Below are 14,270 nucleotides of genomic sequence, written 5' to 3'. Positions count from 1 at the left end.
AAATTTCGAGCAGGCCGGACGGCAGCTGTCGACTGGCACGGAGAACGGGCATGAAGAAACTCAAACTGGTGATGATCGGCAACGGCATGGCCGGCGTGCGAACCCTCGAAGAGCTGCTCAAGCTGACCAACGAGCTCTACGACATCACTGTGTTCGGCGCCGAGCCGCATCCCAACTACAACCGCATCCTGCTCTCCCCCGTTCTGGCTGGCGAGCAGCAGTTCGAAGAGATCGTGCTCAACGACCTGGACTGGTACGCCGAGAACAGCATCCGCCTCATGCTCAACCGCAAGGTGGTGAAGATTGACCGGGTCAAACGCCGGGTGATCGCCGATGACGGCAGCGAGGCCGAATACGACCGCCTGCTCATCGCCACCGGCTCCAACCCGTTCATTCTGCCCATTCCGGGCAAGGACCTGCAGGGTGTGATCGGCTACCGCGACATCGCCGACACCCAGGTGATGATGGAAACCGCCAAGACCCACAAACACGCGGTGGTCATCGGTGGCGGCCTGCTCGGCCTGGAAGCGGCCAACGGCCTCAAGCTGCGCGGCATGGACGTCACCGTGGTGCATATCGGCGACTGGCTGATGGAGCGCCAGCTGGACAAGACCGCCGGCACCCTGCTGCAGAGCGCGCTGGAAAGCCGCGGCCTGAAGTTTCTTTTGCCCAAGCACACCGCCGAACTGCTCGACAACGGCGAAGGCCGGGTCTGCGCGGTCAAGTTCAAGGACGGTGAGGTGATCCCCGCCGACCTGGTGGTAATGGCCGCCGGCATCCGCCCCAACAGCGAACTGGCCGAACAGGCCGGCATTCCGTGCAACCGCGGCATTCTGGTCAACGACACCCTGCAGACCTACGACCCGCGCATCTATGCCGTCGGCGAATGCGCCAACCACCGCGGCACGGCCTATGGCCTGGTCGCACCGCTGTTCGAACAAGCCAAGGTCTGCGCCAATCACCTGGCCATGCTCGGCTTCTCCCGCTATCTGGGCTCGGTGACCTCGACCAAGCTCAAGGTCACCGGCATCGACCTGTTCTCGGCCGGCGATTTCATCGGCGGCGAAGGCACCGAGACCATCACCCTCTCCGACCCCATCGGCGGCGTCTACAAGAAGCTGGTGATCAAGGACGACGTACTGGTCGGCGCCTGCCTGTACGGCGACACCGCCGATGGCGGCTGGTACTTCCGCCAGGTCCGCGAGGGGCAGAACGTCGCGCAGATCCGCGACCATCTGATGTTCGGCGAGGGCGCCATCGGCGATGCCGGCCACCAGGGCCAGAGCAAGGCCATGTCGATGCCGGACGACATGGAAGTCTGCGGCTGCAACGGTGTGTGCAAGGGCACCATCGTCAAGGCGATCCAGGAGCACGGGCTGTTCTCGGTGGACGAGGTGAAAAAGCACACCAAGGCCGCGAGTTCCTGCGGCTCCTGTGCCGGGCTGGTCGAACAGATTCTGATCAATACCGTGGGCGGCGCCGCCGACGTCAAGCCGAAGAGCGAGAAGGCCATCTGCGGCTGCAGCGACCTCAACCACGGTCAGGTGCGCAAGGCCATTCGCGAGCACCACCTGACCAGCATTCCCGCGGCCATGGCCTTCATGGAATGGCGCACGCCGAACGGCTGCGCCACCTGCCGCCCGGCGCTGAACTACTACCTGATCTCCACCTGGCCGGGCGAAGCCAAGGACGACCCGCAATCGCGCTTCATCAACGAGCGCGCCCACGCCAACATCCAGAAGGATGGTACCTATTCGGTCATCCCGCGGATGTGGGGCGGCGTCACCAATGCCGCCGAGCTGCGGCGCATCGCCGATGTGGCGGACAAGTATCAGGTGCCAATGGTCAAGGTCACCGGAGGCCAGCGCATCGACCTGCTGGGTATCAGGAAGGAAGACCTGCCGGGCGTCTGGAAAGATCTGGATATGCCTTCCGGCCACGCCTACGGCAAATCCATCCGTACCGTGAAGACCTGTGTCGGCAGCGAATTCTGCCGTTTCGGCACGCAGAACTCGACGCAGATGGGCATCGATCTGGAACACGCGCTGTTCAACATGTGGTCGCCTCACAAGGTCAAGCTGGCCGTCTCCGGCTGCCCGCGCAACTGCGCCGAATCCGGCATCAAGGACGTCGGCATCATCGGCGTGGACTCCGGCTGGGAGCTGTACATCGGCGGCAACGGCGGCATCAAGACCGAGGCCGGCGAGTTCTTCGTCAAGGTGAAGACAGCCGAGGAGGTCATGGAATACAGCCTGGCGTTCCTCCAGCTCTACCGCGAAGAAGCCTTCTACCTCGAGCGCACCGTGCACTACATGCAGCGCGTCGGCATGGACCACATAAAGAAGGCCGTGTTAAACGACGCCGAGCGACGCAAGGCGCTGCATCAGCGACTGCTGTTCTCGCTTTCCTTCGAGCAGGACCCGTGGCAGGAGCAGCTCTCCAAGCCGCAGCTGAAGAAGGAATTCGACCGCATCGCCGTCTAGCAGCTGGAAAACGCCTGAGAACCCGATCTGGAGAGACACCGCATGAACTGGCTCGATATCTGCGCACTGGATGAAATCAACCCGCTCGGCTCGCGCATCATCGCCGGCCCCAAGGGCGACATCGCGATCTTCCGCACTTCGGACGATCAGGTCTTTGCCCTCGACGACCGCTGCCCACACAAGGGCGGCCCGCTGTCGCAGGGGATCGTCTACGGCAAGCAGGTCGCCTGTCCGCTGCATAACTGGCAGATCGATCTGGCCAGCGGCGAGGCCTTGGCCCCGGACGTCGGCTGCACCCATCGTCACGCGGCGCGCGTCGAGAACGGGCGTGTGCAGCTTTCGCTGAACCCACGCAAGGAATGCGCGGCCTGAACACGCGCAATTGACCAGCACCTTTTTCCAGGAGACGACGCCATGCGTATGACAACCGCCTCGACCTGCTGCTACTGCGGTGTCGGCTGTGGCGTGCTGATCGAGCACGACGGCGAGCGCATCCTCGATGTGGCCGGCGACCCCAACCATCCGGCCAACCTCGGCAAGCTGTGCAGCAAGGGCTCGACCCTGCACCTGACCGGCGATCTGGACGCTCGCGCGCTCTACCCCGAGCTGCGCCTGGGCAAGAGCCTCGCCCGCAGCCGTACCGACTGGGACAGTGCCCTGGAGCACGCGGCCAGCGTATTCGCCGAGACCATCCGCGAGCACGGGCCGGACAGCGTCGCCTTCTATGTCTCTGGCCAGCTGCTGACCGAGGACTACTACGCCTTCAACAAACTGGCCCGCGCCCTGATCGGCACCAACAACCTGGATTCCAACTCGCGGCTGTGCATGTCCTCGGCGGTGGTCGGCTACAAGCGCAGCCTGGGCGCCGACGCCCCGCCCTGCTCCTACGAAGACATCGAGCAGGCTGATTGCCTGCTGATCGCCGGCAGCAACATGGCCTACGCGCATCCGGTGTTGTTTCGCCGCCTGGAAGAAGCCAAGGCGAAGCGACCGGAGATGACCATCATCGTCGTCGACCCGCGGCGCACCGACACCAGCGAGCTGGCCGATCTGCACCTGCCGATCCTGCCCGGCACCGATGTCGCGCTGTTCCACGGCCTGCTGCATATCCTCATGTGGGAAGGCTGGATCGACCGCCGCTTCATCGATGCCCATACCGAAGGCTTCGATGCCCTGAAAAGCCTGGTGCGCGATTACAGCCCAGCGATGGTCGCCGAACTCTGTGGCATTTCTGTAGATGATCTGCAGACCTGTGCACGGCTGATTGGAAGCGCTCCAGCTTTTCTCTCCCTATGGTGCATGGGGCTGAATCAGTCCACTGCCGGCAGTGCGAAGAACAGTGCGCTGATCAACCTGCACCTGGCCACCGGGCAGATCGGCCGCCCGGGCGCCGGTCCCTTCTCGCTCACCGGTCAACCGAACGCCATGGGCGGCCGCGAAACCGGCAGCCTGTCCAATCTGCTGCCCGGCCACCGCGACGCAACCAATGCCGAACACCGCGCAGAAGTGGCGAACTATTGGGGTGTCGAGCAGCTGCCCAAACAGCCTGGATTGTCCGCCATCGAGCTGTTCGAGGCCGTGCGCGCCGGCAAGATCAAGACGCTATGGATCGCCTGCACCAATCCGGCTCAGTCGCTGCCGGACCAACAGAAAGTCCATGAGGCCCTGGCCGCCTGCCCCTTCGTCGTGGTGCAGGAAGCCTTCTTCACCACCGAAACCTGCCGCCACGCCGACCTTCTGCTGCCGGCCGCGAGCTGGGGCGAGAAGGAAGGCACGGTGACCAACTCCGAGCGCCGTATCAGCCATGTACGCCGCGCCGTACCGGCGCCCGGCGAAGCCCGTGCGGACTGGGCGATCGCCTGCGATTTCGCCCGGCGCCTAGAACGCTACCTGCGCCCCGGTGCGCCGAGCCTGTTTGCCTTCGAGAATGCCGAAGCGCTGTTCGAGGAGTACAAGCCGCTCACTGCCGCCCGCGATCTGGACTACAGCGGCCTGAGCTATGCACTGATCGACACCTTCGGTCCGCAGCAGTGGCCATTCCCGCCGGGCAGCGAACAGGGCACCGCGCGGCTGTATGGCGACGGTGTGTTTCCCACTGCCAACGGCCGCGCGCGCTTTATCGCTGAGCATTATCAGGCGCCGAAGGAAAAGCGCGAGGCGCGCTATCCGCTGACGCTCAATACCGGCCGGCTGCGCGATCAGTGGCACGGCATGAGCCGCACCGGCACTGCGGCGCGGCTGTTCGGTCATGTCGAGGAAGCACTGCTTGGCATGAACGCCGAGGACATGCGTCGCCGGCGTCTGCTGGACGGTCAGCTGGTGACGGTGAAAAGCCGTCGCGGCAGCCTGATCCTCCCGGTGCAGAAGGACGACAGCCTGCGTGCCGGCCAGGCATTCCTGCCGATGCACTGGGGCGATCGCTTTCTCAAGGGGCTGGGCAGCAACGTATTGACCCTGGCCAGCGTCGATCCGCTGTCGAAGCAGCCGGAACTCAAGCACGCCGGCATCGAAGTCGAACAGGTCGAATTGCCCTGGCAGTTCTTTGCGCTGGTTGAAGGCGATGTGCAGCGACGCTTCGAGGCGCTGCGGCCATTGTTCGAAACGTTCGACTACGCCAGCTTCAGCCTCGGCGGTCGCGAGCGTTCGGCGCTGCTGATCCGCGGCGCCAGGGATGCGGCGCCAACGGCCGTCGAGCTGGACGCCATCGACCGCCTGCTCGGCCTCGACGAAGGCCCGGTGCTGGCCTATGACGACCCGCGTCGCGCAGTCGGCAAGCGCGTACGCATCGAGGACGGCCGCATCGTTGCCCTGCGCCTGGCCGGCGAAACCGCCGCCCGGCAGTGGCTGCGCGGGCTCTGGGCAAGCGGCAGTGCCGACGCCGAACTGCGTCGCTGGCTGCTGGCGCCGCTCAGTGCACCGCCTGGTGGCGCGACCATCAACACCGACCGCACCCTGTGCAACTGCATGAACGTCAGCCAGAGCAAGGTCCGTGCAGGCATCGAGCGCGGGCTCGACCTCGAAGGACTGAAGCAGGAGCTGGGTTGCGGCACCAACTGCGGCTCCTGCGTTCCCGAAATCAAGCGCCTGCTGGCCAGCCAGCCGGAACGCGCACTTTCCTGATACCAACCAAGACGAGGATTACCCCATGAGCGCAAAAGTCTGGCTGGTAGGCGCCGGCCCTGGCGACCCGGAACTGCTGACCCTCAAGGCCGTGCGCGCGCTGGGCGAGGCACAGGTGGTGATGATCGATGACCTGGTCAACTCCGTTGTGCTCGAACACTGCCCCAACGCACGCATCATCCCCGTGGGCAAGCGCGGCGGCTGCCGCTCCACGCCGCAGGCCTTCATCCACCGTCTGATGCTGCGCTACGCCCGCCAGGGCAAGTGCGTGGTGCGCCTCAAGGGTGGCGATCCGTGCATCTTCGGCCGCGGTGGCGAAGAAGCCGAATGGCTGTCGGCGCACGGCATCGAGGTCGAACTGGTCAACGGCATCACCGCCGGCCTGGCCGGTGCCACGCAATGCGGCATCTCGCTGACCCAGCGCGGCGTCGCCCGCGGCGTCACCCTGGTCACGGCGCACACCCAGGATGACAGCAGCCTCGAATGGCAGGCGCTGGCGAAAAGCGGCACCACGCTGGTGGTGTACATGGGCGTGAGCAAGCTGGAACAGGTCCAGGCCGGGTTGCTGGAAGGCGGGATGAACGCCAGCACGCCGGTGGCGATGATCGAGAACGCCTCGCTGCCCCAGCAACGTGAATGCCGTTCGAGCCTGGCCACCATGTGCCGCGATGCCTTGACCTTCAAGCTGAAGAGCCCGGCCATTTTGGTGATCGGCGAGGTTGCCGCGCAGGCGGCGATGGAAGCCATAAGCCAAAGCGCCTGATCACTCAGCCGACCCGTCACGATCCGCCATAAAAAAACGCGGCCCTAGGGCCGCGTTTTTTGTTGCCACTTGAACATCACGCCTTCTGACGAAGCTTCTCTGGGTTGATCAGGAAACGAGCCAGGGCTGGCAGCAGCCAGATCGCGCCGACCATGTTCCAGAGGAACATGAAGGTCAGCATCATGCCCATGTCGGCCTGGAACTTGATTGCCGAGAACACCCAGGTCACCACACCGATCGCCAGACAGACGCCGGTGAAGATCACCGCCTTGCCGGTGGATTTCAGTGTCTGGTAGTAGGCTTCCTGCAGGGTCATGCCTTGGCGCAGGAAGGATTCCAGACGGCTGTAGATGTAAATGCCGTAGTCCACACCGATACCCACGCCCAGCGCGATCACCGGCAGCGTAGCTACCTTCACCCCGATGCCCATGAAGGCCATCAGCGCATTCCCGAGGATCGAGGTCAGCACCAGCGGCATGATCACGCAGAGCGTGGCCGCCAGCGAACGGAAGGTCAGCAGGCACATGATGCTCACGGCCAGGTAGACGGCGATCAGCATGGTGGTTTCCGACGCGGCGATGACCTCGTTGGTGGCCGCCTCGATACCGGCGTTACCCGCGGCCAGGACGAACTCCAGACCTTCGCGGTTGTTTTCCTCGGCGAAGTCCTTCGCCGCAGCGACCACATGTTCCAGCGTCTCCGCCTTGTGGTCGTTGAGGAACACCAGTACCGGTGCCAGCGAGCAGTCACTGTTGTACATGCCTTCAGCGCGGGCGATGGAGTTGTTCAGCACATGCTGGTTACGCGACAACGTTTCCCATTTCAGGCTGCCCTCGTTCATGCCCTTGATGCCCTGGCGCGCGACCGAGACCATCGACACCGCCGACTGCACGCCCTCGGTGTTCTGCATCTTCCACATCAGCTCGTCCATGGCGGCGAGCGTGTCGTAGTGCGAACAGCCTTCCGGCGCCGTCTTGACCATCACCACCAGTACGTCGGAGCTGGTCGAGTAATTGCGGATGACGAAGTCGTTGTCCAGGTTGTAGCGCGAATCCGGATGCAGTTCCGGTGCGCCCTGATCGAGGTCACCGATCTTCAGGTTCTGGCCGTACCAGAGGCCACCGGCCAGCGCGACCACCGCAATGGTGATGGAGATCGGCGCCACCTTCGGGCTGGCGAAGTTCGACAGCGCGCGCCAGAACGGATGATCACGCGAGGCTTCTTCGCGGGCCTGCTTGATCGCCCGCTGGCTGATGCCCATATAGGAAATCGCCACCGGCAGCAGGATCAGGTTGGTCAGGATGATCACCGCCACGCCCAGCGACGCGCCGATGGCCAGCTCGCGGATCACGCCGATGTCGATCAGCAGCAGGGTGACGAAACCCACCGCATCCGACAGCAACGCCACCATGCCGGGAATGAACAGCTGACGGAATGCCATGCGCGCCGCCGTCACCGGGTCTTCGGTGTAGCCGGAGGCCATGGCGATGCCGTTGATCTTCTGCACGCCGTGGGAAATACCGATGGCGAAGACCAGGAACGGTACCAGCATCGAGTACGGATCGAGCCCGAAGCCCAGCGTGTGCAACAGGCCGAGCTGCCAGGTCACGGCGATCAGCGTGGTGATCAACACCGCGATGGTGCTCTTCAGGCAACGGGTGAACCACAGCAGCAGGACGAAGGTGATGCCGATGGCGACGATGAAGAACAGCGCCACACCGACCAGCCCGTCGATCAGATCACCGACCTTCTTGGCGAAGCCGATGATATGCACCTTAACGTTCGGGTTCTGCGCCTGGTACTTCTCGCGGATCTTTTCTTCCAGCTCGTGGGAGAACTTCTGGTAGTCCAGCTTGATCTGCCGGCTCTGGTCTTCCGGGTCCGGATAGGACTCGAGCAGCGGCACGTCGATGATGCTCGACTTGAAGTTGTTCGCCACCAGACGGCCGATCTGGCCGGACTTGAGGATGTTGTCGCGCAGATCATCCAAGCTCTCGGGCGAGCCGTCGTAGGTCTGCGGGATCACTTCGCCACCGGCGAAGCCTTCCTCGGTAACCTCGGTCCAGCGCACGCTCGGGCTCCACAGCGACTTCATGTTGGAGCGGTCGACGCCGTGGATGTAGAACACCTCGTCATGGATCTGCCGCAGCGTCTCCATGTACTCCTTGGAGAAGATGTCGCCCTCCACCGCTTCCACGGAAATCCGTACGGTGTTGCCGAGGTTGGCCAGGTCGTTCTGGTGCTCGAGCATCTTCTGGATGTAAGGATGCCCCAGCGGAATCATCTTCTCGAAGCTGGTCTGCGGCCGAACCTGGGCCGCCTGATAGAAGAGAAACGCGCTGATCAGCAGGCAGAGTACGACGACTGCCGGCCGGTTGTTGAAGATCAGGCGTTCGAGGAACGACGCCGGCTTCTGTTGGTGCTTGGTCATGCAGACTCTCCCGGCTTTATTGTTTTGGGGCCAGATCCGCGCCCGATGGCGAGGCGATGCGAACACCGCCCTGCCCTACCAGGATCAGGTTGCCTTGGGAATCGGAGGTAACGCCCGACAGCGAACGGCGGTCGGGACGGTTGACGAGTTTGAAGCTGCGGCCCTGATCATCGCTGGTGAGCACGGCACCGCCGTGGCCGACCACCGCGATGCGACCATCGCGCAGCAGGCTGCCATCGGCCAGACCTGACTCCAGCGCCTGGCCGTTGCCGTTCCTGAGCTCGATGGCCTGCCAGCTGTCGCCGAAATCAGTGGAACGGAACAGGTGGCCGCGCAGGCCGAAGGCGATCACCACGCCCGGCTCCGAGCCGCCCACTACGCCGAAAAACGAGCCGTTGTAGGGCGATTCGACCCTTTCCCAGGTTTCGCCCATGTCGGCGGAGCGGAACATGCCGCCCATTTCGCCAACCACGAACAGGCCGGAGCCTTCGATATGGGTGATGGCGTTGAGATGGAAGCCGTCTTCGTTGTCGAGACGCTCGCTGATGTCATCCCAGCTCTGGCCGCCGTCGATGGTCTCGATCAGCGCACCATAGGCGCCGACGGCGATGCCGTGTTGAGTATCTTCGAACCAGACATCGAGCAACGGTGCCTCGCGCTCACGCTCCTCGTACTGCACGGCCCAGCTTTCACCGCCATCGGCGGTAGCCAGCACCAGCGCATCATGGCCGACTGCCCAGCCATGTTTCTCGTCGACGAAATCGATGGCCGTCAACAGCTGACGGGTCGGCACCTTGGCCTGGGTCCAGCTGGTGCCTTCGTCGTCGGAATAGAGGATGTGGCCTCGATCACCCGCCGCAACGATGCGGTCACCGGCCTGGGTGATGTCGAGCAGAAGATTGGATGCGGCCTTGGCCGACTCGATCGAATAGCGAGTCTGGCCATCGGTAGCGGCCTGAGCGGGCGCCGATGCCGCGAGCAGCAGGAGCGAGAACGTGCCGCATAGCGAAAGCATGCCGGCAACCGATGAGTGAAAACGCGACGCCCTCGCCTGGTTTGAAACCTTGGCGCGGCCGGATAGTGTGCGCCGCAGAACGGGCTCACTCATACATACCCCCTTTATTCTTATTAGGTAAGGCCTGTAGTGCAGGCTCGGCCATCCTAGCCAGCTTACACAGACAGGCACAATTGGCCGGACGTTATGAATTGTTAACTCTCACGCAATGATTGACGCGTGATCACCCAAGCTGATTGGGCCAGTGGCCAGTATGGCGGCTGGCTGAGTCGGCGTCGAAGTGACGATCGGACGCGGAGTGCCGGCGCATAGTCACGATATGCAGAAGGTAGTTTTCGGGGACAGCAGCCCGGCAACAGGCTCTAGTCAGAGAAAGGCCGATCGCATTGCACGATCGGCCCAGGTGAATCAGGCGAGGCTCTTGCTCACCACTTCGTAGACGTCGCTGGAAAGCTCGCCGGAAGCAAGGATGCGCTCCAGCTCACCCTTCATCAGCGCCTGGCGCGCGCTGTCGTACTTGCGCCAGCGGGTCAGCGGCGCCAGCAGGCGAGAGGCGATCTGCGGGTTCAGGGCATTAAGGGTGATCACCTGATCGGCAAGGAAGCGGTAGCCCGCACCATCAGCGCGGTGGAAGTTGACCAGGTTCTGGTTGGCAAAGGCACCGATCAGCGCGCGCACCTTGTTCGGATTCTTCAGCGTGAACGCCGGGTGCTGCATCAGCGTCTGCACGCGCTCCAGGCCGCCGGGCAACGGGTTACCGGCCTGTACGCTGAACCACTGATCCATCACCAGCGGGTTGTCCTTGAAGTGCTCGGCGAACGTCTGCAGGGTCTTGTCGCGCTCTGCTTCGAATGGCGAGTTGACCAGCACGGCGAGCGCGGTCAGGCGCTCGGTCATGTTGTCGGCCTGCTCGAACTGCTCCAGACAGGCTGCGACGACCTCCGCTTTCTCGCTCAGCATCAGGTACGACAGGGCGATGTTCTGCAGCGCGCGACGGGCGAAATGTTCGGCCGAAGCGACATACGCGGTGTTGCGTGAGGTTTCGCGATTGGCCTGGTAGCGCTGCCACAGCGGCTCGAACAGCGCATCGGCGATGCGCTTGCGGGCGAACTCGCGTGCAGCGTGGATGGCGTCGATGTCCGCCACTTCGCTGATTTCGGTCAGGTAGGCTTCACCCGGCAGCGACAGCATCTCCGCGACCATCGCAGCATCCAGCTCGTCGTTCTGCAGCAAGGTGCGCAGCGCCGAGATCAGGCGCTCGTCCATCGCCAGCGCTTCACCACGCTGATGCTGACCGATCAGTTCCTGCAGCACCTGCACCGACAACTGCTGCCCGGCCTCCCAGCGGTTGAAGCCATCGGAATCATGCTGCATGAGGAACATCAGCTGGTCGCGGCTGTACGGGTAATCCAGCTTCACCGGCGCAGAGAAGCCACGCAGCAGCGATGGCTGCGGGCGCTCGGCGACGTCGACGAAAGTGAAAGTCTGCTCGGCCTCGGTCACCGCCAGCACCCGGCTGGTGCCTGCTGCCTGCGGCTCGCCTTGCAGGCGCAGCGGCATGTCCGAACCATCGGCAGCCAGCAGCCCCAGCTTCACCGGAATCACGAAGGGCTCTTTGGTCGGCTGGCCCGGCGTTGGCGGGCAGCTCTGGCGGAAGGTCAGACTGTAGGTCTTCGCCGCCTCGTCGTATTGCTCGCTGACCGTCAGGCGCGGCGTGCCGGACTGGCTGTACCAGCGCTTGAACTGGGTCAGATCGGCGCCGTTGGCGTCCTCCATGGCCTTGACGAAATCGTCGACGGTCACCGCCTGACCGTCATGCCGTTCGAAATAGAGGTCGCTGCCTTTGCGGAAGCCCTCTTCGCCCAACAGCGTCTGGATCATGCGCACCACTTCGGCGCCCTTCTCGTAGACGGTCAGGGTGTAGAAGTTGGAAATCTCGATAAAGGATTCCGGGCGCACCGAGTGCGCCATCGGGCCGGCATCCTCGGCGAACTGATGGGTACGCAGGTAGGCGACGTCCTCGACGCGCTTGACCGTCGCCGAGTTCATGTCGGCGCTGAACTGCGAATCGCGGAAGACGGTGAAGCCTTCCTTGAGCGACAGCTGAAACCAGTCGCGGCAGGTCACGCGGTTGCCCGACCAGTTGTGAAAATACTCGTGGCCGACGATCGCCTCGACACGCTGGTGCGCGGCATCGGTGGCGGTTTCGGCGCGGGCAAGCACGGCGCTGGAGTTGAAGATATTGAGGCCCTTGTTCTCCATGGCGCCCATGTTGAAGTCGTTCACCGCGACGATCATGAAGATGTCCAGGTCGTACTCGCGGCCGTAGGCTTCCTCGTCCCACTTCATCGACTTCTTCAGGCTGTCCATGGCGTGCTGGCACTTGTCGACGTTCTCCGGCTCGACATAGATGCGCAGCGCCACGTCGCGACCGCTCATGGTGGTGAAGCTGTCTTCGATGGCCCAGAGGTCACCTGCAACCAGGGCAAACAGGTAGGCCGGCTTCTTGAACGGATCTTCCCAGGTTGCCCAGTGACGACCGTTGTCCTCGCTGCCGCTGGCGATCGGGTTGCCGTTGGACAGCAGCACCGGATAGGCCTTCTGCTCGGCGCTCACGGTGGTGGTGAACTTACTCATCACGTCCGGGCGGTCGAGGTAATAGGTGATCTTGCGGAAGCCCTCGGCCTCGCACTGGGTGCAGAACATGCTGCCGGACTTGTACAGCCCTTCCAGCGCGGTGTTGGTTTCCGGGTGGATCACCACCGAGCTGTCGATGACGAAGCTGTCACTGTCCGGCTGCAGGGTCAGGCAGTCTTCGCTGAGCTGGTAGTCGCCTGCCGCCAGTTCGCGGTCGTTCAGCGCGATGGACAGCAATTCGAGTTCCTGCCCGTGCAGGTCCAGCGGTGGCAGTTTGCCGGCCGGACGCTCGGGGTTGCGGCGCATCACCAGCTGGGCGTGCACCAGGGTGCGATCCTCGTACAGCTCGAAGGTCAGGTGGGTTTCATCGATCAGGTACTCGGGAGCCTGGTAATCCTTCAGATGAATGACTTTCGGTTGTTCGGTGCGCATGGAAACCTCGTCGGCTGAGCTTCAAGCAACTAGCTTCAAGCGAAATGTGCGATGGATTACAGCCCTGACGCAGGGCTGCGGATGAGTTCGAGCTTAGCGTCTGTCGCAGCGGACTTGTAGGGTGGAGAACGGCGCAGCCTTTTCACGCGATCGCCAGACAGCTCATCCTTGAGCCGGCAGCCCTTGGCGCCGTAGGGTGGATGTCGCTTCTTACATCCACCGTATGCACTCACTGTGTCCTGCCCAGCGGTGGACAAGGCTGCGCCGTTGTCCACCCTACGCAGCAGTGCTTGCGGCGACCTGATAAGCGGTGAACTTGCGGATATTGATCACCCCGGTGTCGAGAATCAGATACTGACCCTTGATGCCCTTGAGCGTCCCCTCGACCACCGGTGTCTTCTCCAGATCGAGGCTGACCACCTTGGTTGGATAGGCCTCCACTGGATAGCGAATCTCCAGCACCTCGGCATCGGCCACTGGCTGGATCGCCTGCAACCCGTAGCGCTGCTGCAAGTCGCGCAGACCATCGGCGCAGGCATCGAAGATCTGCTCGCGCATTTCGATCAGGTCGATCGGCTCGGCGTCACTTTTGAGGAGTGCCCGCCAGTTGGTGCGATCGGCCACCTGGCTGCGCAGCAGGTCTTCGACCATGCCCGACTGCTGACGCGTGGCGACGCGCATGATCGGCAGCGCCTGGCTGGCACCCTGATCGAGCCAGCGCGTCGGCAGCTGCGTGGCGCGGGTGATCCCGACCTTGATGCCCGACGAGTTGGCCAGATAGACCACGTGGTCGGTCATGCAGAAGTCCATGCCCCACTGCGGATCGCGGCAGGTGCCGAAATCGTGATGGCACTTTTCCGGGCTCATGATGCAGACATCGCACTGCGGCAACTTCTTGAAGCACGGGTAGCAATACCCCTGGCTGAAGCTCTTGTTGGTCTTGCGACCGCAATGGGTGCAGTTGATGGCGCCGAGGTATTCCAGCCGCAAGGTCTTGCCGATCAGCGGATTGACCGGCACCAGTTCGTCATTCAGGCGGAAGGAATACTGCGCCGGTGCGCCCAGCTGGATCGACATCTTGCTCAGCGCACCGCGTCCCAATTCAAGCATCAGTGGCGGGTTCCCGAAGCGGGAGCGAACAGGCTGGTATCGATGGCCGGATCGGCCTTCTTGCTCTTCGAGCCGCATTCCTGACCGCCCATGAAGCCGGTGCGCTGATCTTCAGGGAGGTTCTTCAGCTCCCAGGCGATCACCGCCTGCATGCAGGTTTCCTTTTGCTCGGGGGTCAGCTTGCGGCCGTCAGCCCATTTGCCGAGTTCGAGGGCCTGCTTGAGGCTTTGGTAGATTTCCGGGGTGATGTTTTCGGCGGTTTGGATAAAGGTCGACATG

9 protein-coding genes are annotated in these 14,270 nt (G+C 63.3%); 4 read left to right on the top strand and 5 right to left on the bottom strand.

The genetic code is table 11. The annotated features are described in order from the left end of the window. Nucleotides 1–50 precede the first annotated feature (50 nt). The 4 genes from nirB to cobA are packed head-to-tail and all read left to right on the top strand — an operon-like array spanning nt 51 to nt 6,366. Nucleotides 51–2,483, top strand: coding sequence for a nitrite reductase large subunit NirB (gene nirB / locus UIB01_RS09025; protein WP_038659177.1), 2,433 nt, complete (start codon nt 51–53; stop codon nt 2,481–2,483). 42 nt (nt 2,484–2,525) lie between these two features. After that, nucleotides 2,526–2,855, top strand: a complete 330-nt coding sequence (nirD, locus tag UIB01_RS09020) for a nitrite reductase small subunit NirD (protein WP_038659167.1) — start codon at nt 2,526–2,528, stop codon at nt 2,853–2,855. Nucleotides 2,856–2,897: 42 nt separating this feature from the next. Next, nucleotides 2,898–5,603, top strand: a complete 2,706-nt coding sequence (locus UIB01_RS09015; protein ID WP_038659164.1) for a nitrate reductase — start codon at nt 2,898–2,900, stop codon at nt 5,601–5,603. Between the two features lie 25 nt (nt 5,604–5,628). Then, on the top strand, nt 5,629–6,366 hold the full coding sequence (gene cobA / locus UIB01_RS09010; RefSeq protein WP_038659161.1) for a uroporphyrinogen-III C-methyltransferase: 738 nt from the start codon (nt 5,629–5,631) through the stop codon (nt 6,364–6,366). Nucleotides 6,367–6,442: 76 nt separating this feature from the next. Here the strand turns inward: cobA and UIB01_RS09005 are convergent, their stop codons facing one another. From UIB01_RS09005 to UIB01_RS08985, 5 genes are all read right to left on the bottom strand, one after another. Continuing rightward, nucleotides 6,443–8,797, bottom strand: coding sequence for an efflux RND transporter permease subunit (locus tag UIB01_RS09005; protein ID WP_038659157.1), 2,355 nt, complete (start codon nt 8,795–8,797; stop codon nt 6,443–6,445). Between the two features lie 16 nt (nt 8,798–8,813). Next, entirely contained in the window at nt 8,814–9,812 is a 999-nt protein-coding gene (locus UIB01_RS09000; RefSeq protein ID WP_038659154.1) for a WD40/YVTN/BNR-like repeat-containing protein, read from the bottom strand. Nucleotides 9,813–10,220: 408 nt separating this feature from the next. Then, complete coding sequence (pepN, locus tag UIB01_RS08995) at nt 10,221–12,881, bottom strand: aminopeptidase N (protein WP_038659151.1); 2,661 nt, start codon at nt 12,879–12,881, stop codon at nt 10,221–10,223. A gap of 276 nt (nt 12,882–13,157) precedes the next feature. Further along, the gene (locus UIB01_RS08990; RefSeq protein WP_038659148.1) at nt 13,158–13,991 is read right to left on the bottom strand and encodes a DUF2797 domain-containing protein; all 834 of its coding nucleotides are present in this window, start codon (nt 13,989–13,991) and stop codon (nt 13,158–13,160) included. Further along, nucleotides 13,991–14,269, bottom strand: coding sequence for a YeaC family protein (locus tag UIB01_RS08985; protein ID WP_038659145.1), 279 nt, complete (start codon nt 14,267–14,269; stop codon nt 13,991–13,993). Before UIB01_RS08985 ends, UIB01_RS08990 begins: the two co-directional genes overlap by 1 nt. Nucleotide 14,270 lies beyond the last annotated feature (1 nt).

Origin of the sequence: Stutzerimonas decontaminans (assembly GCF_000661915.1) — a bacterium.
In the GTDB taxonomy this organism is placed as follows: domain Bacteria; phylum Pseudomonadota; class Gammaproteobacteria; order Pseudomonadales; family Pseudomonadaceae; genus Stutzerimonas; species Stutzerimonas decontaminans.
Note: the sequence above shows the minus strand (reverse complement) of the source record. Positions and strands in the feature narration are given on the sequence as shown.